At 69.7% G+C, this 23,864-nt stretch carries 25 protein-coding genes; 18 read left to right on the top strand and 7 right to left on the bottom strand.

The window, feature by feature from the left end; translation table 11 throughout:
• The gene (locus ASC61_RS08810) at positions 1-723 is read right to left on the bottom strand and encodes a DUF4328 domain-containing protein (protein ID WP_056211043.1); all 723 of its coding nucleotides are present in this window, start codon (positions 721-723) and stop codon (positions 1-3) included.
• 110 nt (positions 724-833) lie between these two features.
• Between ASC61_RS08810 and ASC61_RS08815 the strand changes: the two genes are divergently transcribed.
• The 7 genes from ASC61_RS08815 to fbaA all read left to right on the top strand — a co-directional run bounded on the left by ASC61_RS08815 (position 834) and on the right by fbaA (position 8,015).
• Complete coding sequence (locus tag ASC61_RS08815; RefSeq protein ID WP_056211046.1) at positions 834-1,997, top strand: MFS transporter; 1,164 nt, start codon at positions 834-836, stop codon at positions 1,995-1,997.
• Positions 1,998-2,673: 676 nt separating this feature from the next.
• Positions 2,674-3,348 (top strand): sortase domain-containing protein, encoded by a 675-nt coding sequence (locus ASC61_RS08825; protein WP_056211050.1) that lies wholly within the window; start codon positions 2,674-2,676, stop codon positions 3,346-3,348.
• A gap of 34 nt (positions 3,349-3,382) precedes the next feature.
• Positions 3,383-4,036, top strand: coding sequence for an orotate phosphoribosyltransferase (gene pyrE / locus ASC61_RS08830; protein WP_056211052.1), 654 nt, complete (start codon positions 3,383-3,385; stop codon positions 4,034-4,036).
• The gene (locus tag ASC61_RS08835) at positions 4,033-4,653 is read left to right on the top strand and encodes a TrmH family RNA methyltransferase (RefSeq protein ID WP_056211054.1); all 621 of its coding nucleotides are present in this window, start codon (positions 4,033-4,035) and stop codon (positions 4,651-4,653) included. Before pyrE ends, ASC61_RS08835 begins: the two co-directional genes overlap by 4 nt.
• 24 nt (positions 4,654-4,677) lie before the next feature.
• Positions 4,678-5,556, top strand: coding sequence for a bifunctional helix-turn-helix transcriptional regulator/GNAT family N-acetyltransferase (locus ASC61_RS08840; protein WP_056211056.1), 879 nt, complete (start codon positions 4,678-4,680; stop codon positions 5,554-5,556).
• Between the two features lie 9 nt (positions 5,557-5,565).
• Positions 5,566-6,927 carry an FAD-dependent oxidoreductase gene (locus ASC61_RS08845; RefSeq protein WP_056211058.1) on the top strand — a complete coding sequence of 454 codons (1,362 nt, stop codon included), beginning with the start codon at positions 5,566-5,568 and terminating at the stop codon, positions 6,925-6,927.
• 62 nt (positions 6,928-6,989) lie between these two features.
• Positions 6,990-8,015 carry a class II fructose-bisphosphate aldolase gene (gene fbaA / locus ASC61_RS08850; protein WP_268750627.1) on the top strand — a complete coding sequence of 342 codons (1,026 nt, stop codon included), beginning with the start codon at positions 6,990-6,992 and terminating at the stop codon, positions 8,013-8,015.
• Positions 8,016-8,022: 7 nt separating this feature from the next.
• Here the strand turns inward: fbaA and ASC61_RS08855 are convergent, their stop codons facing one another.
• On the bottom strand, positions 8,023-8,442 hold the full coding sequence (locus ASC61_RS08855; protein WP_056211062.1) for a MarR family winged helix-turn-helix transcriptional regulator: 420 nt from the start codon (positions 8,440-8,442) through the stop codon (positions 8,023-8,025).
• An 85-nt stretch (positions 8,443-8,527) separates the two neighbouring features.
• On the opposite strand from ASC61_RS08855, the gene ASC61_RS08860 reads away from it, so the two are divergent.
• The 3 genes from ASC61_RS08860 to ASC61_RS08870 are packed head-to-tail and all read left to right on the top strand — an operon-like array spanning position 8,528 to position 11,851.
• Positions 8,528-10,024, top strand: coding sequence for an MFS transporter (locus tag ASC61_RS08860; protein WP_056211064.1), 1,497 nt, complete (start codon positions 8,528-8,530; stop codon positions 10,022-10,024).
• Positions 10,025-10,063: 39 nt separating this feature from the next.
• Complete coding sequence (locus ASC61_RS08865) at positions 10,064-11,395, top strand: hypothetical protein (protein WP_056211066.1); 1,332 nt, start codon at positions 10,064-10,066, stop codon at positions 11,393-11,395.
• 42 nt (positions 11,396-11,437) lie between these two features.
• Positions 11,438-11,851: a DUF3151 domain-containing protein gene (locus tag ASC61_RS08870; protein WP_056211068.1), complete on the top strand. Its 414-nt coding sequence runs from the start codon at positions 11,438-11,440 to the stop codon at positions 11,849-11,851.
• Here the strand turns inward: ASC61_RS08870 and ASC61_RS08875 are convergent.
• Positions 11,848-12,735 (bottom strand): diacylglycerol/lipid kinase family protein, encoded by an 888-nt coding sequence (locus ASC61_RS08875; RefSeq protein ID WP_056211071.1) that lies wholly within the window; start codon positions 12,733-12,735, stop codon positions 11,848-11,850. The genes ASC61_RS08870 and ASC61_RS08875 overlap by 4 nt on opposite strands.
• Before the next feature lie 12 nt (positions 12,736-12,747).
• Positions 12,748-13,686, bottom strand: a complete 939-nt coding sequence (locus ASC61_RS08880; RefSeq protein WP_056211073.1) for an EamA family transporter — start codon at positions 13,684-13,686, stop codon at positions 12,748-12,750.
• A gap of 68 nt (positions 13,687-13,754) precedes the next feature.
• Between ASC61_RS08880 and ASC61_RS08885 the strand changes: the two genes are divergently transcribed.
• The 5 genes from ASC61_RS08885 to yidC all read left to right on the top strand — a co-directional run bounded on the left by ASC61_RS08885 (position 13,755) and on the right by yidC (position 19,163).
• Positions 13,755-14,288 (top strand): CGNR zinc finger domain-containing protein, encoded by a 534-nt coding sequence (locus tag ASC61_RS08885; RefSeq protein WP_056211075.1) that lies wholly within the window; start codon positions 13,755-13,757, stop codon positions 14,286-14,288.
• 90 nt (positions 14,289-14,378) lie between these two features.
• Positions 14,379-15,662 carry an adenylosuccinate synthase gene (locus ASC61_RS08890; protein ID WP_056211077.1) on the top strand — a complete coding sequence of 428 codons (1,284 nt, stop codon included), beginning with the start codon at positions 14,379-14,381 and terminating at the stop codon, positions 15,660-15,662.
• A 25-nt stretch (positions 15,663-15,687) separates the two neighbouring features.
• Positions 15,688-16,944 (top strand): phosphoribosylamine--glycine ligase, encoded by a 1,257-nt coding sequence (gene purD, locus ASC61_RS08895; protein ID WP_056211079.1) that lies wholly within the window; start codon positions 15,688-15,690, stop codon positions 16,942-16,944.
• Complete coding sequence (gene purB / locus ASC61_RS08900) at positions 16,941-18,362, top strand: adenylosuccinate lyase (protein ID WP_056211081.1); 1,422 nt, start codon at positions 16,941-16,943, stop codon at positions 18,360-18,362. The genes purD and purB overlap by 4 nt, the downstream gene beginning before the upstream one ends.
• A gap of 18 nt (positions 18,363-18,380) precedes the next feature.
• Positions 18,381-19,163 carry a membrane protein insertase YidC gene (gene yidC / locus ASC61_RS08905; protein WP_056211082.1) on the top strand — a complete coding sequence of 261 codons (783 nt, stop codon included), beginning with the start codon at positions 18,381-18,383 and terminating at the stop codon, positions 19,161-19,163.
• Here the strand turns inward: yidC and ASC61_RS08910 are convergent.
• A complete protein-coding gene (locus ASC61_RS08910) occupies positions 19,155-19,622 on the bottom strand; it encodes an SRPBCC family protein (protein ID WP_056215490.1) in 468 nt (155 codons plus the stop codon). The genes yidC and ASC61_RS08910 overlap by 9 nt on opposite strands.
• A 57-nt stretch (positions 19,623-19,679) precedes the next feature.
• Between ASC61_RS08910 and ASC61_RS08915 the strand changes: the two genes are divergently transcribed.
• A complete protein-coding gene (locus ASC61_RS08915) occupies positions 19,680-20,543 on the top strand; it encodes a phosphoribosylaminoimidazolesuccinocarboxamide synthase (RefSeq protein WP_056211084.1) in 864 nt (287 codons plus the stop codon).
• Between the two features lies 1 nt (position 20,544).
• Here the strand turns inward: ASC61_RS08915 and ASC61_RS08920 are convergent, their stop codons facing one another.
• On the bottom strand, positions 20,545-21,453 hold the full coding sequence (locus ASC61_RS08920) for a serine/threonine-protein kinase (protein WP_056211086.1): 909 nt from the start codon (positions 21,451-21,453) through the stop codon (positions 20,545-20,547).
• A gap of 44 nt (positions 21,454-21,497) precedes the next feature.
• On the opposite strand from ASC61_RS08920, the gene ASC61_RS08925 reads away from it, so the two are divergent.
• Positions 21,498-22,046 carry an RNA polymerase sigma factor gene (locus tag ASC61_RS08925; RefSeq protein ID WP_056211088.1) on the top strand — a complete coding sequence of 183 codons (549 nt, stop codon included), beginning with the start codon at positions 21,498-21,500 and terminating at the stop codon, positions 22,044-22,046.
• Between the two features lie 66 nt (positions 22,047-22,112).
• Positions 22,113-22,808, top strand: coding sequence for a hypothetical protein (locus tag ASC61_RS08930; protein WP_056211090.1), 696 nt, complete (start codon positions 22,113-22,115; stop codon positions 22,806-22,808).
• 32 nt (positions 22,809-22,840) lie between these two features.
• Here the strand turns inward: ASC61_RS08930 and ASC61_RS08935 are convergent, their stop codons facing one another.
• Complete coding sequence (locus tag ASC61_RS08935; RefSeq protein WP_056211092.1) at positions 22,841-23,842, bottom strand: carboxypeptidase regulatory-like domain-containing protein; 1,002 nt, start codon at positions 23,840-23,842, stop codon at positions 22,841-22,843.
• Positions 23,843-23,864: the final 22 nt, after the last annotated feature.

The following is a 23,864-nucleotide window of genomic DNA, read 5'->3' on the forward strand; positions in this document are numbered from 1 at the left end:
TCAGCCGGCGCCGCCCATCAGCTGGTCCTGCAACCGGCCGATGCGTCGGACCGCCGCCAGCCAGAGCGCGAAGGCACCGAGGAGGATCGACGCGTCGATCGTCTCCATGATCCCCAGCGCCGAGACCGCCCCCGTGTCAATCTCCGTCCCGCCGACGAGCGCGGGGCCGATCTGGTCGGTGACCCGGGTGATCAGCCACAGGGCCCACCACCAGCCGAGCACGGCGCTGCCACGGAGCTCACGCGGATCGCGGGACATGTCGCGGACGATCTGCAAGGGGAACCAGAGGTTCACCACCGGGCACACCCAGCTGCCCCAGACCCAGCCCTTGCTGCGGGCCAGGTGGGCCCCGGGGAAGAAGATCTCGTAGTTGGTCCGGACCTTGTAGAGCCACAGGCACGTGACGACGTATGCCGCGATGAGCAGAGGGAACGGGGGAACCGCTGCCAGGTCGTACGGGGTCCAGACGTCGTACGCGCGGGTCCCGTCGGCCGCTGCCTCGAGGTAGGTGTGCCGAGCCGGCCACGCCAGCCCGGCCTCGATGACCTGGGCAGCCGTGACGAGCGAGGCCATCACGATCGCCGCGATCATCAGGCCGTGCGTCGACTCGGGCGGCGGAGGGTAGTAGTACCCGGGTGGCAGTGGCGGCTGCGCAGCGGTCGGCCCGTATCGCGGGAAGCCCTCAGCCGCTTGCGGATCGCCGGGGTACGGCGGGTAGGACATGGTTCCCCCAGATGGTCGCGCGGTCGGCGCAACATAGCACCGGTGCGGGGCCCGTCGTGGCGGTTCGTGGATCTGCGTCGGCGACCCCCTCGCGGCCCTACGATGACGACGTGACGAGCCTCAGTCGTACGCGCATCGCGGTGGCTGCGGGGTTCTCGCTGCAGGGCCTCGTGTTCGCGGCGATCGTCACGCAGGCGCCGCGGATCAAGGACAAGTTCGACATCGGCGACGGCGGCCTCACGGGCATCCTGGTGCTCGTGGCCGTGGTGTCCGGCGTCGGCAGCGTCATCGCCGGGCTGGTCGCGGAGCGCCGCACGAGCGCCGCGGCGTACCGGCTCGCCCTCCTGACGATCGGCCTCGGCGCGCTGCTGGTGGGGATCGCGCCGACGCTGCCGTTGGTCATCGCCGCGTTCGTCGTCTACGGCCTCGGCGTCGGCGCGGTCGACGCCGGCATGAACATGCAGGGCGTACGCGTCCAGCAGGCCTACGGGCGCAGCATCATGGCGAACTTCCACGGCATGTGGTCGATCGCCGGCATCGCGGGTGCGCTGTTCGCCGCCGGAGCTGCCGAGGTCGACCTGCCGCTGGCGATCTCGCTCGTCATCATCGCGGTCGTCACCTGGCTCACGGTCGCCGTCGCAGCACCGCACTTCATCGAGGCGCAGGAGCACGACCCCGGCTTGTCGGCCAAGGGCCTCGACCTGCCGTGGCGGCCGATCCTGGTCTTCGGCCTCGTCATCCTCCTCTTCTACGCCGCCGACACCGGAATCCTCACGTGGAGCAGCGTCTACCTCGAGGATGCGCTCGACTCGACCAAGAGCGTGGCGCCGCTGGCGTACGGGGCGTACGAGGCAGGCGCGCTGATCTCGCGGTTCGGCGGCGACTTCCTCGTCCGCAGGGCCGGTGCCACCAAGGTCGTCGTGGTCGGGACGTCGGTCGGCGTCGCGGGCCTCGCGGTCGTCGTGACGGCGGCGGTGCCGGCGATGGCGATCGCCGGGTTCTTCGTGACGGGCCTCGGCCTGGCGATCCTGGCGCCGCTGTCGTTCGCAGCGCTGGCCGGGGCGGTGCCGGCGAAGTCACTCGACGTGGCGATTGCGCGGATGAACATCGCCAACTATCTGGGCGCGATCCTCGGCGGCGGGCTGATCGGGGCCGCCGCCTCGGCGGACCACCTGCGCTGGGCATTCGTCATCCCGCTCGTGCTGATCCCGTTGGTGCTGGTGTTCGCGCGGTCGTTCCGCACGGCTGACGCTGCGACGCTGGACGCGGTATGACGGGCGTTGAGGACTGAGTCCGGACGGCCCGACTCGCCGGCGCTTCGCTCGGTCCCAGCGGGAGAGACGGATGGCTCACCACTCGACCGGAGCTCTCGACATTTCTGGGCCCGGACATAAGTCGCCCCACCGTTCTCGGGGGGTGAAACGGTGGGGCGACAACAGGCGCCAACAGCATGAATGCGCATTGACCCTGCAGTCATAATGTTACGTCAGCAAGACAACCGTGTGGAGGTTTTGATCGAATTATCAACAATTCTTTCCACCCACCGGGCCTTGGTGACCTTGGCGAGTCCCGGTGGTCGGTCCGGATCGACACCGCGCCGTACGGCGAGCCCTCGGGCGAGCTGCTGGAGCGGGGTGACCCCGACCAGCGGAATCAGGCCCGGATCGACTCAGTCGCCCTGCAATTCCAGGAGCGCCACGTGCGCGGCTGAGCCGACGACCGGCTCGCCGATCCTCCCGATCCGGCCACAGAGCCGGCCCTGCCTCCTCGGCGAGGACGACCACCGGTCGCGGCCGCCAGGGCTCGTTGTGAGGACGATCACACGGCTGCCCGGCACGCCTCTGCTGCCCTTGATCCGCTGGCGCCGCACGCCGCGTCCTCGACTGACGGTTTGCTGAGTTTTCGGGCTTTGGTCGATCGCCATACCGGCGGGATGACACAATCTCCTGCATGACTGCCACGATCGCGCCGGAGCGCCAGCCGAGTCGGACTCGGCACCGCGTCGCCACGGCGATCGGCGTGCTCCTGCTGATGGGCGGCCTGGCGATCATGGGCTACTTCGCCTGGCAGTACATCGGCTCCAACATCGTCGCCAAGCACAAGCAGGCCCAGATCAAGGCCGAGACGCTGCGGCAGTGGGACAAGGGCGTCGAGGGTGATGCCATCGCGATGCTGCGGGTCAAGCGGTTCGGCAAGGACTACGAGGTGCCGATCGTCAAGGGCTTCGACAAGGGCGCCCTCGCGCGCGGCGTCGGCTGGGACACCAAGAGCGAGAAGCCCGGCGAGATCGGCAACTTCGCGATCGCGGGCCACCGGGTCACGCACGGCGAGCCGTTCAGCAAGTTCCCCAAGCTCAAGAAGGGCGATCTCGTCGTCGTCGAGACGCGGCGCGACATCTACACCTACCGGCTGCGCAACTCCGGCACCTCGATCACGGTCTCGTTCACGACGCCGTGGCCGCTCTGGCGCGTCCCGGACCCCAAGGCACGCAACAGGAAGCCGACCGAGCGGCTCATCACGATGCTCACGTGCTCCGAGCTGTTCCACACCAACAACCGCAGCGTCGTGATCGGCGAGCTCGTGAAGACGTACGACAAGAAGCAGCGGACGACCGCGACCAACTGACCGCGCCAGGACGTGTCCGCCCTAGGCTGGCCGCATGCACGACTACCAGCGCGAGTTCATCGAGTTCTCCCTCGAGCACGAGGTGCTCCGGTTCGGTCAGTTCACGCTGAAGTCGGGACGCACGTCGCCCTACTTCTTCAACGCCGGCCTGTTCAACACCGGCGCCCGGCTCGCTGCGCTGGGCCGGTTCTACGCCGCGGCGATCGATCGCAGCGGCGTCGAGTTCGACGTGCTGCTCGGCCCGGCCTACAAGGGCATCCCGATCGCCTCCGCCACCGCGGTCCAGCTCTCGGAGCAGCTCGGCCGCGACGTGCCGTGGTGCTTCAACCGCAAGGAGCCGAAGGACCACGGCGAGGGCGGCCTGATCGTCGGCTCGCCGCTGCAGGGTCGGGCGCTGATCATCGACGACGTCATCACGGCCGGCACCGCGATCCGCGAGGTCATGGACATCGTGGACGCCGAGGGCGCACAGGTGGCCGGCGTCATGGTCGCGGTCGACCGCCAGGAGCGCGGCACCGGAGAGCTGTCGGCGATCCAGGAGGTGGAGCGTGACTTCGGCGTCCCGGTCGTCTCGATCATCGACTTCGGCCAGATCGTCTCGTACGTCGAGGAGTCCGGCCGGCACGCGGAGCACCTGCCGGCGATCCGGGCCTATCGCGACGAGTTCGGGATCGCGTCGCCGTCGTGACGGAGCCGGAGGCCGACATCGGGGTGGGACCGTGGGAGGGCGATCGGCCCGACGGTGACCACTACGACGAGGCGCTGCTGCGCGAGGGCGATCGGCGCAACGTCGTCGACCGCTACCGCTACTGGACCCTCGAGGCGATCGTCGCCGACCTCGACCTGCACCGCCATCCGTTCCACGTCGCGATCGAGAACTGGCAGCACGACTTCAACATCGGCTCGATCGTCCGCACCGCCAACGCGTTCGCGGCCGCCGAGGTCCACATCGTCGGCAAGAAGCGGTGGAACCGTCGCGGCGCCATGGTGACCGACCGCTACCAGCACGTACGTCATCACGCCTCGGTCGCGGAGCTCGCCGAGTGGGCGGCCGCCGCCGGGCTCGTCGTGATCGGGATCGACAACGTGCACGACTCGACCCCGATCGAGACCGCCGAGCTCCCGCGGGACTGCGTCCTGGTGTTCGGCCAGGAGGGGCCAGGGCTCTCCGACGAGGCCAGGGCGGCCTGCGAGCGTACGCTCTCGATCGCGCAGTTCGGCTCGACCCGGTCGATCAACGCCGGTGCGGCCGCCGCGATCGCGATGCACGCGTGGATCCGCCAACATGCCGATCTTGACCGGTGAGAAACCTCTGACTAAGGTCAGACAATGGTCGACGATCCCGTGGCGACGCTCCGCCGGTTCAACCGCTCGTGGTCGCAGCGGGTGGGCGTGCTCGACGAGTCCTTCCTTGGCTCGGGCCGGCCACTGGGACCGTCCCGGCTGCTGTTCGAGCTCCGGGGCGGAGGCACGAGCGTCCGGGAGCTCCGCGAGCGGATGGACCTCGACTCCGGCTACCTGAGCCGTCTGCTGCGGCAGCTCGAGTCCGAGGGCCTCATCGCAGTCACGCCAGATCCCGGCGATGCGCGCCGCCGCATCGCGACGCTGACGAAGCGTGGGGTGGCGGCGCAGCAGGAGCTCGACGACCGGTCGGACTCCCTCGCCCACGGTCTGGTCGACGCCTTGTCGGATCGCCAGCGCGTACGCCTGGCGGAGAGCCTCGACCAGGCCGACCGCCTGATCCGCGCCGCGACGGTCTCCCTCGACCTGGTCGATCCGGCATCCGAGCACGCACGGACCGCTGTCGCTGCGTACTTCCAGGAGCTGGACGAGACGTTCGAGGGCGGCTTCGACGTGGCAGCCGGTGCCGCGGACGAACAGTCTCTCGGCGGTGAGACCGGCCGGTTCGTCGTCGCGGTCAGCAACGGCGCCGTCGTGGGCTGCGGCGGCCTGCAGTCGCTGTCGGACGACATCGGCGAGATCAAGCGCATGTGGGTGCATCGCGAGTGGCGCGGCCTCGGTCTGGCCGGGCGACTCCTGCGGCGCCTCGAGGAGGAGTCCATGGCGCTTGGCCATCGCGTCGTCCGGCTCGACACCAACAGCTCGCTGGCCGAGGCGCTGGCGATGTACCGCGCAGCCGGCTACGTCGAGATCCCGCGCTACAACGACAACCCCTACCCGGACCACTGGTTCGAGAAGAGGTTCTAGGCTCGCACCATGACTCAACGGGTGGTCGTCATCGGGGGAGATGCAGCCGGTATGACCGTCGCGTCCGCGCTGCGTCGCCGACTGCCCCAGGAGCACGAGGTCGTCGTCCTGGAGCGCGGGAGCTGGACCTCGTACTCGGCGTGCGGCATCCCCTACTGGATCTCCGGCGAGGTCCGAGCGCCCGAGGCGCTCGTCGCGCGCAGCGTCCAGGCGCACCTCGACAACGGCATCGACGTACGGATGGGGGTCGATGCGACGGCGATCGACCCGGTGGCCCGCACGGTGTCGATCCGCGACGCGGACGACCTGGCGTACGACCGGCTGGTCATCGCCACCGGTGCCGAGCCCGTACGCCCTGACATCCCCGGCATCGAGGGCGCTGGCATCCACGGCGTGCAGACGCTCGACGACGGGCAGGCGCTGATCGACGGGCTGGCGAAGCGGCCGGACAAGGTCGTGGTCGTCGGCTCCGGCTACGTCGGGCTTGAGATCGCCGAGGCGTGCGTGGCCCGCGGGTTCGACACGACCGTCATCGACCGGTCGCCGACGCCGTTGTCGATCATCGAGCCGCACCTCGGCGAGCAGGTCGCCGCCGCGATGCGCAAGCACGGCATCCGCCTGCTCGCCGACACCGGCGTCACGGGGTTCGCGCTCGACGACGAGGGTCGGGTCAGCGCCGTGAACACGGCCGACGAGTCGATCGAGGCCGACCTCGTGGTCCTCGGTCTCGGCGTCACGGCCCGTTCGGCGCTGGCGGCGGGAGCCGGGCTGCCGCTCGGTGCCAAGGGCGGGATCGTCGTCGACGAGCACCAGCGGGTCGCCGGCTTCGACGACGTCTGGGCCGCCGGCGACTGCGTCGTGACGAAGGATCGGCTGACGGGCGACCTGATTCACGTCCCGCTCGGCACCCACGCCAACAAGCAGGGCATGGTCGCCGCGGACAGCATCGTCGCCGACGTGCTCGGCTCGACACCGCGGTTGACGTTCCCCGGCGTCGTCGGCACGGCGATCACGAAGTTCTGCGCGCTCGAGGTGTCCCGCACAGGGCTGGGAGAGCGGCAGGCCCGAGACGTCGGGTTCGATCCCGTGGCCGTCAGCATCGAGACCACGAACTTCGCCGGCTACATGCCCGACCCCGAGATGATGACGGTCGTGATGATCGCCGACCGCGCGACGCGTCGTCTGCTCGGCGCGCAGATCGTCGGTGGCGAGGACTCGGCCCTGCGGATCGACGTCGCCGCGACGGCGCTCGCCGCGGGGATGACGATCGACGACATCGTCATGCTCGACCTCGCGTACGCCCCGCCGTTCTCGTCGGTGTGGAGCCCGATCCAGGTCGCTGCCCGGGCCGCCGTCAAGGCTCTGGGGTGACTCGCCAGTAGTAGGACGGACTGGGATACTGGTCTCCGCACCCCTCGCCAGCCACCCAGGAGATTCGCATGCCCGTCGCCACACCCGAGGTCTACGCCGAGATGCTCGACAAGGCCAAGCGCGAGTCGTTCGCGTTCCCGGCCATCAACGTCTCGTCCTCGCAGACGCTCAACGCGGCGCTCGCGGGCTTCGCGGAGGCCGAGAGCGACGGCATCGTCCAGGTGTCGACCGGTGGCGCCGACTACTGGTCCGGCCCGACCGTCAAGAACATGGTCACCGGCTCGCTGGCGTTCGCCGCGTACGCCGAGGAGGTCGCCAAGAACTATCCCGTCAACGTCGCGCTGCACACCGACCACTGCCCCAAGGACAAGCTTGACGGGTTCGTGCGCCCGCTTGTCGCGGCGTCCGAGGAGCGGGTCAAGTCCGGTGGGCTGCCCTACTTCCAGTCCCACATGTGGGACGGCTCGGCCGTGCCGCTCGAGGAGAACCTCGAGATCGCCAAGGAGCTGCTGGCACGCTGCCACGCCGCCGGCATCATCCTCGAGGTCGAGATCGGTGTCGTCGGCGGCGAGGAGGACGGTGTCGTCGGTGCGATCGACGACAAGCTCTACTCCACGCCTGAGGACGCGCTCGCCACGGCGGAGGCGTTGGGACTCGGCGAGAACGGTCGCTACCTGACCGCGCTGACGTTCGGCAACGTGCACGGCGTCTACAAGCCCGGTGGCGTCAAGCTGCGCCCCGAGGTGCTCGAGAAGGCGCAGCAGGTCGTCGGCGAGAAGTACGGCAAGGACCACCCCTTCGACCTCGTGTTCCACGGTGGATCCGGCTCGCTGCCCGAGGAGATCTCGGCCGCGGTCGACTACGGCGTCGTGAAGATGAACGTCGACACCGACACGCAGTACGCGTTCACGCGTCCGGTCGCCGGGCACATGTTCAACAACTACGACGGCGTGCTCAAGGTCGACGGCGAGGTCGGCAACAAGAAGGCGTACGACCCGCGCGCCTGGGGCAAGGCCGCCGAGGCCGGCATGGCGTCGCGCGTCGCCGAGGCGTGCGCCAACCTCCGCAGCGCAGGCACCAAGCTCTGACGCAGGCTCAGCGGTCGGCGGGCAGCAGCACGCCGGCCGCGAGCTGTGTGCAGTCTCCGGCCTCCTCGCGCAGGATCTTGCGATGCGTGGGCCGGGCTGCTTCGTAGCGCTCCCGGCCCGCGGGGGTGATCTCGGTCCATTGGGCGCGGCGATCGTCGGTGCACGTGTTGCGGCACACCAGTCCGTCCTTCTCCAGCCGGCTCACGAGGCGTGACAACGCACTCTGGCTGAGGTGCACCTGCTCGGCGAGGAACGCCATGCGGACCTTCTCGCCGGCGTTGTGCAGCACCTGCAGGACCTCGAACTCGCTCGACGTCAAGTCGTGCTGTGCACCCAGCTCACGGTCGAGCCGGCAGCTCAGCTGGTTGTAGCGACCCATCAGGTCGTGCCACGACTGGGCGAGCTTCTCATCGGACACCTTCGACACGTGTGAAGGATATCACCGCGTCCGCATAAGATGTTCATGCATTAGTTGCTTGCGCATTAGATGCACCTGCATAAGACTGTGAGGCATGACCTCAGTCCTGACAGGCACCAAGCCTGACTCCTCAACACTCCATGTCACCGAGGGCACCGGATGGTCGAGCCGCACCTGGGTGCTCCTCGTCGTCCTCGCCGGTGCGCTCTTCCTGGACGGCCTCGACATCTCGATGGTCGGCGTGGCCCTCCCGTCGATCGGCGAGGACCTCCACATGTCGCCGTCGGCGCTGCAATGGATCGTCTCCGGGTACGTCCTCGGCTATGGCGGCCTGCTCCTCCTCGGCGGCCGTTCGGCCGACCTGCTCGGCCGGCGATCGGTGTTCCTGTTCGCCGTCGGCGCGTTCGGCATCGCCTCGGTCGTCAGCGCGTTCCTCAGCAACGACCTGGCGCTGATCGCCCTGCGCTTCGTCAAGGGCGTCGCCGCCGCGTTCACCGTGCCGGCCGGCCTGTCGATCATCACGACGACGTTCGCTGAGGGTCCGGCCCGCAACCGGGCGCTCAGCATCTACACCGTCTGCGGGGCCAGTGGCTTCTCGATGGGCCTCGTCTTCGGCGGGCTGCTCACCGAGCTCGGCTGGCGCATGACGTTCCTGCTGCCCGGCCCGGCGGCGTTGCTGCTGCTGTTCGCCGGCCTCAAGGTCGTCCCGCGTGCCGAGCGCCAGGCCTCGTCGCTCAAGCACTTCGACCTCGTCGGCGCGTTCACCAGCACGGCAGCCCTGCTGATCCTCGTGTACGCCGTCGTCGAGGCGCCGGCCCGAGGGTGGACCAGCGTCGCGACTCTCGGCCTGCTCGCTGCGGCTGTCGCGCTGGCTGCGCTGTTCGTCGCCGTCGAGCTGCGGCACGACCACCCGCTCGTACGCCTCGGGATCCTGCGCTCGGCCCGCGTCGTCCACGCCAACCTGGCCGGCGCCGTGATGTTCGGTGCGTACGTGTCGTTCCAGTTCGTCGTGACGCTCTACCTGCAGAACGCCCTCGGCTGGTCGCCGCTGGCCATGGCCCTCGGCTTCCTGCCGGCCGGCATCCTCGTCGTCGCGAGCGTCGTCAAGATGGGCTCGGTGCTGCAACGCTTCGACACGCGTCTTGTGATCGCCGCCGGGCTGACGTCGTTCGCGATCGGCTACGCGCTGTTCCTCCGGGTGTCGCCCGGCATGGCGTACACCAACTTCCTGCTCCCCACGATGCTGCTGCTCGGGCTCGGCTTCGCGCTGTGCTTCCCGTCGATCAACTCGCAGGCCACGGCCGGCGTCGCCGATCACGAGCAGGGCCTGGCCTCGGGCCTGGTCAACACCAGCCTGCAGATCGGTGGTGCCGTGATGCTCGCGGTGATCTCCGCCGTGATCGGTGCCGGGGACACCGTCGCCAAGCCTGACGAGCTGCTGCCGGGCATGACGACGGCGATCCAGGTCATCGTCGGGCTGACCGTGGTCGGCGTGCTGAGCACGCTCGCGGTGGTCGGCTTCCGCCGGCCCGTGCCCGAGCTCGTCCCGGTCGCGGTCGACCGCGAGCTGGAGGACTGCGTCGCCTGCTGATCGACTCCCTTCCGGGAGGTGCGCCTAGGATCTTGGACCATGCGCATCTCTCGGGGGAGGGCCGCGGCCATCGTTGCTGCGGTCGTCGTGGTCGTCATCGCCGGTGTCGTCCTTCTCGGTAGAGGCGGCGACGACGGCGAGAAGCAGACCGTCGAGCGGTCTGACAGTCGTTCCTACCCCTCGCGGGGCGCCCTGATCGACGACGAGACGCTGACCGAGGGCGCCGCCGAGGCCTGGCGTGACGCGACGCAGCGCACGGGCGAGCGTGAGGACTCTCGCCCTGACGACCGGATCGACGTCCTGTACGCCGGTCGCATGAGCGGTGAGAAGCTCTCGCAGACCGGTCAAGAGCGACACAAGATGCATGACGTCGTGGTGCTGTCCTCCCACCGGCTGGTGGCCACGATGATCCGTCCGAAGGGTGGCGAATGGGACGTCCGGGACACCGTCGGCTTCGAGATCTCCTACACGACGGAGGTGCCGCTCATCGACCTCGGCAGCGGTCTCTACCTTGCCGCTGCCGGTCAGTTCGCCGACGACAAGGCGGAGGTGATCTCGTTGCCACGTGAGGTCGATCCCGGTGACGCCCCGGACGGCAGCCCCAACGAGCCCAAGCTCTTCACCGCCGACCTCACCGATCCGTTGTGGACGCCCGGCATCCCGGCCAACGGACCGCTCGTCGTGCGACTCCCGGGCCAGGACGACGGGACGTTCGTGGGCCAGGTCTGGATGGGCCTCGGCCCGGGCGGTTCCAGCCTGTTGGCACGGTCCACAGGCGGCGCCAGCGCGGAGGAGAAGCTCTGGAGACAACTCGCGAGTCCGGCTGACTCCGCCACCACAGCCGCAGCATTCCGTGCGGTGGTCGACTCCGTCATGGACGGCGACGACGGCACGCAGGCGTTCAGCATCAGCGCTGCGGACGGCGTGACGATCACGTCTCTCGGGTCGGCGACCCTTCGAGGCACCCCCGACGGGGACCGGCGGGCCAGTGCGGTGAGCATCGGCTTCGGCCATGACCGTTCATCAGAAGCGGTGGCCGTGGGGCTGACCGGACCTGATGTGCACCAGGTCGTACGCACGACGGCCGTCGTACTTGGGCAGCATCCGCAGCGAACGGCCGAGACTCTGCCGATTGCCGCAGCATGGGTGTCCTCCGACCTCGGTCAGCTGCCCTACCTGGTCTACGCCGTCGACCCGACTCTCGATCGGATCGACCTCCGCGTCGGAGCCGAGAAGGTCGCCACGAACGGGTCGCTCGGGTTCTATGTCCCAGCGGTCGATGCCGGCAGGGGCGGACGACCGCCGACGACGTTGATCGGGTTCGACCACAACGGCGTGTCGTACCCTGCCTTCCCCATCACGTCCCGGTGACGCCACGACGTGACGTCACCGGCCGGGTGCGAGGATGACGGCATGACCAACTTGTTCGGTGAACCGCCCGCAACCCTGCTGCCCGAGGACCCGGGCGCAGCGTCCCTGGCCGAGGGCGACGACCCCAAGAACGTCGCCGCCACGCACCCGGACTCGGCGCTCGCCTGGGTCACGCTCGCGGAGCTGGCTCTCGCCGACGGACTCGACCTCGAGGGCTATGCCTTCGCGCGTACCGGCTACCACCGCTCGCTCGACCTGCTGCGCCGCAACGGCTGGAAGGGCCACGGCCCGCTGCCGTGGAACCACGAGCCCAACCGGGCGTTCCTGCGCTCGCTCGTCGCGCTCGCGGACGCGTCCGAGCGGTTCGGCGACACGGGTGAGGCCCACCGCTGTCGCGAGTTCCTGCACGAGTCGAGCCCCGAGGCGTACGCGGAGCTCGTGGCGCCCAAGGGCTAGGGAACGTACATCGTCAGCGCGGCGGGCTCGATGCGCCAGGAGTGCTCGGCACTCGGGCCGGTGAGCTCGCCGTCGCTGGTGCAGGCCAGCGCGTCGCCGCGCACCTCGACCTCGGTCCCGCGGAGATAGACGACGTCGTCGCGACGATGATGGTCGCCTCGGCGGACGTGCCAGGCGTACGCGATGCGGCGCCGCGGCGACTCGGTGTAGGAGACCGCGACGTCGAGCCTGCCGTCGGACGGGTCCGCCTCAGGTAGCAGCGCCGTGCCACCGCCGACGTAGCCGCCGTTGCCGACGGCCACCTGGATCACGGGCTCCTTGCGGGTCAGCGGCGTGCCGTCGACCGTGATGCGGAGGTGGGCGCCGGGCTGGGTCAGTCCGCGTGCGCCCGTGAGCACCGCGCCGATGACGTAGCCGACCGGCCCGAGCGCCTTCTTCCACGGCCGGGCCGCCTTGGCTGCCTCGGCGCCGATGCCGATGTGCGCGGCGTTGACCACGACCTCGTCCCGGCCGTCGATGATCAGGTCGATGCCGCGGGTCCGTCCGGCAGTGATGACCTGTGCGGCCTCGACCGGGTCGTCCGCCAGGCCGAGCGTCGCGGCGAAGTCGTTGCCGGTGCCAAGTGGCACGAGCCCGATGACGACGTCGGCGAGGCGGCCGGCCGTTCTCAGGGCGTCGACGACGGCGTGCAGGCTGCCGTCGCCGCCAAGCACCACGACGCCGTCGACCGTCGGGTGGTCGGTCAGTGCCGCGGCGAGGTCCTCAGGCGACGACGTGGTGACCAGCTCGACGTCGAGGTCGCCCAGTGCGTCCATGACGTCTTCGATCACCTGCTCGTCGGCGGTGCCGGCATCGGCGTTGGCGATCGCGAGGAATGAGGTCATGAGACCGCAACCCTACGGCGCCACGTCCTCCGGGGCATGCTCAGTCGCGGGCTCGCCGAGGCGTACGGCGATGACGCCGAGCAGGATCAGGAGACCCCCGGCGAACTGGATCGCCCGCGGCGCCTCGTCCAGCAACAGCCAGGCGAACAGGACGCTGGCCACCGCTTCGGTCAGCCCGACGAACGAGGCCAGGCGCGAGCCGAGCCGCCGCGTCGCGGCGATGCCCAACACGTACGCCAGGCCGGCGGTGACGATGCCGAGCGTCGCCACCGGGAGCCACCACGGCCAGGCCGAGCCCGCGAGCGTGACGTCCGCCCGCGACGTGGCGAACGGCACGATGCCGACGAGTCCGGCGAGCAGGAGTGCGCCGCCGCCGAACAGCAGGCCACCGGCTGCGAGCACGATGCCCGGGAGCCCGTTGTCCTCGTCGGCCGAGATGATCCAGTAGAAGGCCGCTCCCGCCATGGCGCCGAGGGCCCAGAGCATGCCGATCGGGTCGATGTCGGCCCCGGAGACCAGGTCGAGGACCAGCATGAGCCCGCCGATCGCGAGCACGGCCCCGGTGATCGTGAGGCGGCTCGGCCGTTGCCCGTGCCGGAACCACATCCAGCCGATCACGGCGACGGGGGCGGTGAACTCGATGAGGATCGCGACGCCGACCTGCATGTGGTCGACCGCGTTGAAGTACGCCAGCTGGCACCCGGCGACGGCGATCAGGCCGTACGCGACGATCAGGCCGGCGTTGCGGCGTACGAGGGACCACCGACCACGCAGCACGACCAGGGCCGGGACGATCAGCACGACGCCGGCGACCAGGACCCGGACCGTGACGGCCGAGCCCGCGGTCCAGCCCGAGTCGATCATGGCCTTGGCCAGCGGCCCGGACAGTGCGAAGAAGCTCGCAGCCAGCACCGCGAGGCCGATCCCGGACGTGCGACGGGAGAGTGGCATGCGCGTCGTGTCATGGGCCAAACTGGTCATGACACATGACACTACGACCCGCGATGTAAGGTGTCAACATGGTCTTCACTGATGACACGGAGATGGCGCTCGTGGCCGCCGTGAGACTGGTGAACTCCGCCGAGCCGCCCGTCACCATGACGACGACCGGGGAGCTGGCGGCGTTCTTCGCCGAGTTCAACTACACCGGGCGCCTCGTCGGCGACCAGGCGGAGCTCGACGACGTGCGCAGTGTCCTGCCGCGTCTCCGCGATCTCATGACGAGCTCGCGCGACGACGCGGTCGTGATCGTCAACCAGATCCTCTCGGACGCCAAGGCGGTCCCCCAGCTCGTACGCCATGGTGAGACTGACTGGCACCTGCACGCCGTCGAGGACGACCGCCCCCTCCACGTCCGGATGCTGGTGGAGACCGCGATGGCGATGATCGACGTGATCCGCGCCGACGAGATGTCACGGCTCGACATCTGTGCCGACGCCACCTGCGAAGCGGTCGTGCTCGACCTCTCACGCAACAGGTCGCGGCGCTTCTGCAGCACGACCTGCGGCAACCGTGCGGCCGTGGCGGCCTACCGCGCCCGTCAGGCCAACTGAGCCGCCCCCGCCCTGCCGATTTCGGCTAGACTGCCTCGGTAAGAGCCCCGCGAGACCGGGGCTTGTCGCATGTGTGAGGGGTGCAATCCCATGCCCGCAGTCGTGATCGTCGGCGCCCAGTGGGGCGACGAAGGCAAAGGCAAGGCCACGGACATCCTCGGCAGCCGCGTCGACTATGTCGTGAAGTTCAACGGTGGCAACAACGCCGGCCACACGGTCGTGATCGGCGACCAGAAGTACGCCCTCCACCTCCTGCCCAGCGGCATCCTGAGCCCAGGCTGCGTGCCGGTCATCGGCAACGGCGTCGTGGTCGACCTCAAGGTGCTGTTCGAGGAGATCGACGGACTCAACGAGCGTGGCATCGACACCTCCAAGCTCGTCATCAGCTCCAACGCGCACGTCATCGCCGACTACAACCGCACGATGGACAAGGTCGCCGAGCGCTTCCTCGGCAGCCGCAAGATCGGCACGACGGGTCGCGGAATCGGGCCGACGTACGCCGACAAGATGAACCGCCTCGGCATCCGCGTCCAGGACCTGTTCGACGAGAAGATCCTGCGCCAGAAGGTCGAGGGTGCCCTCGAGCTCAAGAACCAGATCCTCACCAAGATCTACAACCGTCGTGCCGTCGAGGTCGACGAGATCGTCGAGGAGCTGCTGTCGTACGTCGACCGGCTCCGCCCGATGATGGCCGACACGCCGCTGCTGCTGCACGAGGCGCTCGCCGCCGACAAGACCGTGCTGCTCGAGGCCGGTCAGGCGACCCTGCTCGACGTCGACCACGGCACCTACCCCTTCGTGACCTCGTCGTCGGCGACGACCGGCGGCGCGTGCACCGGCTCGGGCATCGCGCCGACCGAGATCACCCGCGTCATCGGCATCGTCAAGGCGTACGCCACGCGCGTCGGTGAGGGCCCGTTCCCCACCGAGCTGTTCGACGACGACGGCGAGCAGCTGCGCAAGAACGGCGCCGAGTTCGGCACGACGACCGGCCGGCCCCGGCGCTGCGGCTGGTACGACGCCCCGATCGCGCGTTACGCCGCCCGCATCAACGGCGTCACCGACTTCGTCCTCACCAAGCTCGACGTCCTGACCGGCTGGGACCGCATCCCGGTGTGCGTCGCGTACGACGTCGACGGCGAGCGCGTCGACGAGATGCCGATGACGCAGACCGGGTTCCACCACGCCAAGCCGGTCTACGAGTTCTTCGAGGGCTGGCACGAGGACATCTCCGGGGCTCGTACGTTCGAGGACCTGCCGCAGGCCGCCCAGACGTACGTGCTGGAGCTCGAGAAGATCTCGGGCGCCCGGATCTCGACGATCGGCGTCGGCCCGGACCGCGAGCAGACCATCGTCCGCCACGACCTGCTCTGACCAGACCAACAGTGAGGCTTCACCCGTGAAGACGCTTGTCATCGGCACCGGCGGCCGCGAGCACGCCCTGGCCCTCGCACTGTCCCGCGACCCGCAGGTCACCGAGGTGCACGCCGCCCCGGGCAACCCCGGCATCGCGGACGTCGCGACCCTGCACGACGTCAACCCGATGAGCGGAGCAGAGGTCGCTGCGCTCGCCACCGAGCTCGGCGCGGACCTCGTCGTCATCGGTCCCGAGGCTCCCCTGGTCGCGGGCGTCGCCGATGCCGTGCGCGAGGCAGGCATCGCCTGCTTCGGCCCCTCCAAGGCTGCTGCCCAGCTCGAGGGCTCCAAGGCGTTCGCCAAGCAGGTCATGGCCGGCGCCGAGGTGCCGACCGCTCTCGCGCACGTGTGCGAGACCGCCGACCAGGTCGCGGCGGCACTCGACTCGTTCGGCCCGCCCTACGTCGTCAAGGACGATGCGCTGGCCGCGGGCAAGGGCGTTGTCGTCACGACCGATCGGCAGGCCGCGATCGACCACGCCGCGGCCTGCGACCGGGTCGTCATCGAGGAGTTCCTCGACGGCCCCGAGGTGTCACTGTTCGCGATCACGGATGGCGAGACCGTGCTGCCGTTGCAGCCGGCGCAGGACTTCAAGCGCGCGCTCGACGGCGACGAAGGACCCAACACCGGCGGCATGGGCGCCTACACGCCGCTGCCGTGGGCGCCCGACGACCTGGTCGCGGAGGTGTCCCGCCGGGTCCTGGTGCCGACGGTGCAGGAGATGGCCCGTCGTGGGACCCCGTTCCAGGGCCTGCTCTACGCCGGGCTGGCGCTGACCAGCCGGGGCGTGCGGGTCATCGAGTTCAACGCCCGGTTCGGCGATCCTGAGACCCAGTCGATCCTGGCGCTGCTGCGCACCCCTCTGTCGGCACTGCTGCACGGCGCCGCGACCGGTGGCCTCGCCGAGGTCGGCCTGCCGCAGTGGTCGACCGACTCGTCGGTGACGGTCGTCGTGGCCTCCGAGGGCTATCCCGAGTCGCCCACCACGGGCGACCCGATCGAAGGACTCGACAGCGTCGCCGAGCTCGACGGTGTCGACGTCATCCATGCCGGCACCGCGCTGCGCGACGGCACGATCGTGACGGCCGGCGGCCGCGTCCTGTCGGTCACGGCGGTCGGCGCCGATCTCGCCGAGGCCCGCCGCAAGGCGTACGAAGGCGTCGGCCTCATCAGCATCCGCGGCGCCCACCACCGGACCGACATCGCCCTCGCGGCGGAGCAGGGGACAATAGAGCTGTGACCACACCGAACGTCCTGGCCAGCCGCTACGCCTCGCCCGAGGTGGCGCGGATCTGGTCGCCGGAGCACAAGATCGTGCTCGAACGCCGGCTCTGGATCGCGGTGCTCAAGGCCCAGAAGGACCTCGGGGTCGAGACGCCCGACGGTGTCATCGAGTCGTACGAGTCGGTCATCGACCGGGTCGACCTCGCCTCGATCGCCGCGCGCGAGAAGGTCACCCGGCACGACGTCAAGGCCCGCATCGAGGAGTTCGCAGCCCTGGCCGGCACCGAGCACATCCACAAGGGCATGACCTCGCGCGACCTCACCGAGAACGTCGAGCAGCTGCAGATCAAGGCGTCGCTCGAGCTGATGCGCGACCGTACGATCGCCACCCTCGGCCGCCTGGGCCGGCTCGCCACGGAGCACGCCGAGCTCGTCATGGCCGGCCGCAGCCACAACGTCGCGGCGCAGGCCACGACCCTCGGCAAACGCTTCGCCACGGTCGCCGACGAGCTCATGGTCGCGATCGACCGGCTCGACGACCTGATCGCGCGCTATCCGCTGCGCGGCATCAAGGGCCCCGTCGGCACGAGCCAGGACCAGCTCGACCTGCTCGGCGGCGACGAGGCCAAGCTCGCCGAGCTCGAGGTGCGCGTCGCCCGCCACCTCGGCTTCGACAAGGTGCTGACGAGCGTCGGCCAGGTCTACCCGCGATCGCTCGACTACGACGTCGTCACGGCGCTGGTGCAGCTCGTCTCCGCGCCGTCCAACCTCGCCACGACGATCCGGCTCATGGCCGGCAACGAGACGGTCACCGAGGGCTTCCGCCCCGGCCAGGTCGGCTCGAGCGCGATGCCGCACAAGATGAACACCCGTTCGTGCGAGCGGGTCAACGGCCTCGCAGTGATCCTCCGCGGTTACGCCTCGATGGTCGGCGAGCTCGCCGGCGACCAGTGGAACGAGGGCGACGTGTCGTGCTCGGTCGTCCGCCGGGTCGCCCTGCCTGACGCGTTCTATGCCGCGGACGGGCTGTTCGAGACGTTCCTGACGGTGCTCGACGAGTTCGGCGTCTTCCCGGCGGTCATCCAGCGCGAGCTCGACCGCTATCTGCCCTTCCTCTCCACGACCAAGGTGCTCATGGCCTCCGTCCGCAGCGGCCACGGGCGCGAGACGGCGTACGACGCGGTCAAGCAGCACGCCGTCGCGGTCGCCCTCGAGATGCGCGAGAAGGGTGCCGCCGAGAACGACCTGTTCGCCCGTCTCGCCGCCGACGAGCGGCTCGGGCTGTCCGAGGCCGACCTCGCCAGCCTCGTCGCATCGCCGATCGACTTCACCGGGGCCGCGGTGAGCCAGGTGCAGGCGGTCGTGGCACGCATCGAGCAGATTCTGGCCGCAAACCCCGAAGCCGCGGCCTACACTCCAGGTTCGATCCTGTAGTTCTCGCGGAAGGGCGCCATGTCCGACTTCCTGGGTGCCGTCCTCACGCCGTTCGACTACGTCGTCTCCGCCCCGTTGGTGGCGTGGCACGAGATCTTCGACGGCGTGCTCGGAGCCGGTCCCGGTTGGGCCTGGGCCCTGGCCATCGTCGGCACCGCCGTCACGGTCCGCATTCTCGTCCTGCCGTTGTACGTCCAGCAGCTCCGCATGCGACGAGAGCTGCGCAAGCTCGAGCCGCAGATCAAGGCGTTGGAGCAGACGTACGGGCACGACCGTGAGCTGCTCGCGCGCGAGCAGATGAAGCTCGTCAGGGCCGTGGGGTTCAGGCCGCTGCTCTCGCTGGTCCCCCTCCTGCTGCTGGGCCTGGTCCTCGTCGTGCTGGCCCGGATGATCGACGCGGTCGACAAGCATGCGGCGCCGGGTGAATCCTTCCGGAGAGGCTTCCTGAGCGACGGCGACGCGTGGTCTCTCTCGCAGGCCAAGGTCGCCGGAGCGAGGATCGTCGACACGCTGGTCGGCAGCTCGCAGAGCGAGACCACGGTCGTGGTCGTGGTGCTGATCGCGGTCATGTGCGTCGCCCACGTCATCGCCCAGCGTCAGGAAGCGACGCTGCTGCCGCCAACCGTCGCGCCGCTCGGTGTGGTCGAGCAGAAGCAGCCAGTCATGCTCTACGTGCTGCTCATCGCCATGGCTGTGGTCAGCCTCGTGCTGGCGGTCGGCGTGCTGATCTTCTGGGCGACGTCCAAGCTGTGGACCGTGGGGCAACAGCGTCTCCTGCGTGACGAGCCGGGATCAGGCTGACTCGACGAACGCGGCGAGGTTGGCCAGCGACGACTGCATGCCCGTCGCGTGGTCGATGGGGGAGATGCCGGTGGGTACGCCCGAGGCCACGATGCTGACCTCCACGCCGGAGGCCAGTGGCGCGAGCTGCCACGTCATCGTCATGGTCCCCGCGAACGCCGGGTCGTCGGACTCGAACTCGATCGCCTCGACCACGCGCTCTCCGTCGGCGAGCTCGACGAACGTGGCCTCGACGACGTCCGAGTCGGCGGTGCTCTTGCCGGCCCCGCCGGCCGGATCGTCGTACGTCAGCACCATGCGATAGCCGCCGCCGACCTTCAGGTCGTACCGCTCCATCCGGGCGCTCATGCCTGCCGGTGGGAGCCACCTGACGCGAGCCGCGGCGTCGGTCAGGGCGCGGTAGAGGGCCTCGGGTGTGGCGTTGATCCGTCGCGAGGCGGTGTCGGTCCGTCCGGTCACCTGCCCATCATGCGACGGCCCGGCGTGGATCTGCAGCCGCGCCACTAGTCTGAGCCTGTGCCACTCGACATCCCCGGAGCCCGCCACCTGCACTCAGGCAAGGTGCGTGACCTGTACGAGGTGCAGGACGGCCATCTGCTGATGGTCGCGTCCGACCGCATCTCGGCCTACGACTTCCTGCTGACGCCGGGCATCCCCGACAAGGGCGAGATCCTCACGCGGATGTCGCTGTGGTGGTTCGACCAGCTCAGCGACATCGTCCCCAACCACGTCGTGTCCACGGCGGTGCCCGAGCGCGTACGCGGGCGGGCCCTGATCGTCGAGAAGCTCGAGATGTTCCCGGTCGAGTGCGTCGCCCGCGGCTACCTCACCGGCTCCGGCCTGAGCGACTACAGCTCGACCGGCGAGGTGTGCGGCGTGCCGTTGCCGGCGGGGCTCGTCGACGCCTCGCGGCTGCCCGAGCCGATCTTCACCCCGGCGACCAAGGCCGAGCTGGGCGAGCACGACGAGAACGTGTCGTTCGCACAGATCACCGAGACGATCGGTGCCGAGAGCGCCGAGGCGCTGCGTGTGCTGACGCTCGCGGTCTACGCCCGGGCCGAGGAGATCGCCCGCGAACGCGGCATCATCCTGGCCGACACCAAGCTCGAGTTCGGCGCGCGCCCTGACGGCACGATCGTCCTCGCCGACGAGGTGCTGACCCCGGACTCCTCGCGCTTCTGGCCCGCCGACTCGTGGCAGCCCGGACGGCCGCAGCCGTCGTACGACAAGCAGTTCGTCCGCGACTGGATGACCTCGCCCGAGAGCGGCTGGGACCGCGCGAGCAACCAGCAGCCTCCTGCGCTGCCGGCCGAGATCGTCGAGAAGACCCGTGAGCGCTACGTCCAGGCCTACGAGCAGCTGACCGGCGAGACGTTCTGACTCAGCCGATCAGGAACCACGTGGCCGCGGCCGACGCCGCGAACACCAGGACCGCCAGCGTGATGGCGAGCCCGGGCGAGACCTCGCGACGTACGCGTCGCACGTGACGCACCTTGGCGCCGCCGGCGATCTGCTCGAGCGTGTCCGCGAACGCAGCAGCTGACTCGGGCCGGTCGTCCGGTCGGGTCGCGAGCGACGACGCCAGGAGATGGTCGAGGTTGCGCGGCACCGTGCCGGAGCTGGCGAGCGGCGCCGGGCGGCTGTCGTTGGACCGGTGCAGGAGCGTGCCGGGATCGGACACGTCATAGGGCGGCCGGCCCGACAGGAGCTCGTACGTCACGGCGCCCAGCGAGTAGACGTCCGACCGTGGGCCCACCGGTGCGCCGCGGGCCTGCTCGGGGGCCATGTAGGCCGGCGTGCCGGTCGTGACCGTGACCCCGCTCGCCTCCGCGAGGCGCTTGGCGCTGCCCAGATCGGCGACGAGCACTCGGCCGTCCTCAGCGATCAGGAGGTTGCTCGGCTTGACGTCGCGATGCAGCATTCCCTCGTCGTGCAGCACCTGGACCGCACGCGCACACTCGACCGCGAGCCGCAGGGCGTCCTCGGTCGATCCGGGCGGCTTCACCCGGTCGGCGACCGTGCCACCCGAGACGTAGTCCATGACGAAGAACGGCCGGTCCTCGTGTGTCCCGATGTCGTGCACGCGCACGACGCGCGGGTCGTGGATCTGCCGGAGCAGGCGCGCCTCGGCGAGGAAGCGTTCGCGTACGTCGGCATGGTGGGCCCAGTTCTCGGCGAGCACCTTGACCGCGACCGGGGTCTCGAGCTCGACGTCGAACCCCCGCCAGACCGTGGCGAAAGCACCGAACCCCTCGACCTCGTCGAGGCGGTAGCGTCCGATCTGTTTCATCACGCTCAGTATGCGCGACAACCCGTATCAGTATCGTCGGGGGCATGGACGTCGACGAGGAGCTGATCGCCCGTGCGCGCGCTGGGGACGCACCGGCGATGGAAGAGCTCCTCGCAGCGATCCGGCCCCGCGTCGTGAGCCGCTGCGCGCGCTTGCTGCCGCACACCCTGGACGCCGAGGAAGCCGCCCAGGACGCCTTGCTGTCGATCGCCACGCACCTGCGCGACTACACCGGCACCGGTTCGTTCATGGGCTGGGTCACGGTGATCGCGTCGAACTCGGCACGCCAGACCTATCGCACGTTGAAGCGCCGGTTCGCCGAACGCTCGGTCGACGAGCTGCCGGTCAGCCCCGACCCGCGCACCACGAGCGTCATCGCGGGCAGCCGGATCGACCTGCTCGACGCCATCGAGGCGCTCGAGCAGGCGCACCCCGCCACGGCCGAGGCCTTCGTCCTGCGTGACGTGGGCGCGCTGCCGTACGACGAGATCGCCGTGCTCACCCAGACACCTCTCGGCACGGTCAAGGCCCGCATCCACACGGCACGGGGCTTCGTGCGGGAGAGGCTGGGGGTCCATGAAGGCAACTTCTGACGGCTCCCCGGCATCTCTGTCTCCGAGGTGTGTCCCGTCCGGGGCGCCAGCAGCGTGGAGGCACGCATGAAGCAACAGATCGCAGCCGGCATCGTGGCGATCAGCATGGTCGGCGGTGTGGGCACCGGCGTGGTGGCGCACCAGCTCAAGTCCGACTCCACGGCGGATCCGCGGGCAACCCCGTCGGCGACGGCGACGACCAAGAAGACCGACAAGCCCAAGTCGGACAAGACCGCGAACCCGCCTCCGGGCACCGGTGGAGGCACCAAGACCTCGGAGCCGCCCAAGCTCCCGCTCGCTCCGGTCGGCGCACTGCGCATCATCCCCGGTGCCGTCGGGCCGGTGCGCGTCGGCATGAGCAAGCAGGACGCGTACGCCACGGGCTACTTCGACGCTGACGTGTCGGTCCCGGCCTGCAACCGTACGGACGACCTGGTGTGGAAGGCCGGCTACAACGACCAGCTCGACGTACGCACCAACGACGACGGCTCGGTGTCGGCGATCGGCATCCGCGGCGCGGGCCCGCGTACGCGCTCAGGACTCGGCGTCGGCAGCACCTACGAGAGCGTGCAGGGGGTTCTCGGCGAGGTGGCACCGGAGGCGGCCGGTCTCGGCCAGACCGGACTGTTCGTCAGCGAGGGCGCCGGCTGGATCGGCTTCCTCTTCAACGCCGCGCCGGATGCCATCGCCCCCACCGACACCGTGACGTTCGTCGAGGTCACGAGCGGAGCGCGGCCCGGCCTGACGCGCAGCGGCTGCTGAGAGCCGCCTGGTCGGACCGGGCCCCGCTCGGCTCACTTCGCCGGCAGCGCGATCTTGATGCCGGTGATGGTCGAGCCGTCCTTCACGGCGATCGCCGTGCCGTGGGCGAAGTCGACCGCGTTCTTGTACCAGGTCGTGCGGTAGGGCTGTGCGGAGCTGGTCCGGGCCACGACCTTGACCTTGCCGGCCCAGTCGACGCTGGTCACGGCCCACGTGCCATCGGCCTTCGTGGTCGCGTCGTCGATGTAGCGGTTCGTGTCGGTGTAGACCGCGACCTGGATGCCGCTCAACGGGGCGCCGGCGGTGTCGGTCACCGTGCCGCTGACCTTGCTGTTGGGGTGGCTGAGCACCTGGGGGTTGATCGTCGTGGTCCGGCCCGCGACGACGGTGACCTTGGTCGAGCGGGTGCAGCTCCCGTGGAACGGCGCGCGGATGTTGTCGTAGCACTGGTACGCGAAGGCGCTGTCGAGGAACGTCAGGGTGTAGGTCCCCGCCGGCAGGTTGCCCATGCGGAACGTGCCCTTGGACGAGACCTGGGCGCCCTCGGCCGCGTCCTCGGACTCAGCCGAGACGGAGGCCCTGGTGGCTCGTTGGGCCGGAGCCGTGCCGATCTTGGTGGAGACCTTGCCCTGGATGAAGCCGGCGAGCCGCATCGTCGCGTTGCGCGTCGTCGTCGTGCCGGTCAGGTCGAACGTCGACTCCAAGGAGACGTGTGCCCCGGACTCGTCGGTGCCCGCGATCCGGTACGAGTCGCCGCTCGCGCCCTGGACACCGTTGAAGCGGTAGCGGCCGGCGTCGTTGGTCCTCGTGGTGTCGACCAGGGTGCCTTCGTCCGGTCCGTCCCGGAAGAGCCGGATCGTGATGCCGGAGAGCGGATAGCCGCTCGGATCGAAGATGGTCCCGGTGACGACGGCGCCGGCTGGCGCGGCCGATGTCGTCGCGATCGCGGCCGTGGTGCCGCCGGCGACGAGGACCACCATGGCGCAGATGGCGGCCACGGTGGTCCTGGTCAGTCCTGCGAGTCGTGCGGTCATGCTTCCCCCTCGGGTTCGGTGA

Origin of the sequence: Aeromicrobium sp. Root344, from assembly GCF_001425755.1 — a bacterium.
Classification (GTDB): Bacteria; Actinomycetota; Actinomycetes; order Propionibacteriales; family Nocardioidaceae; genus Aeromicrobium.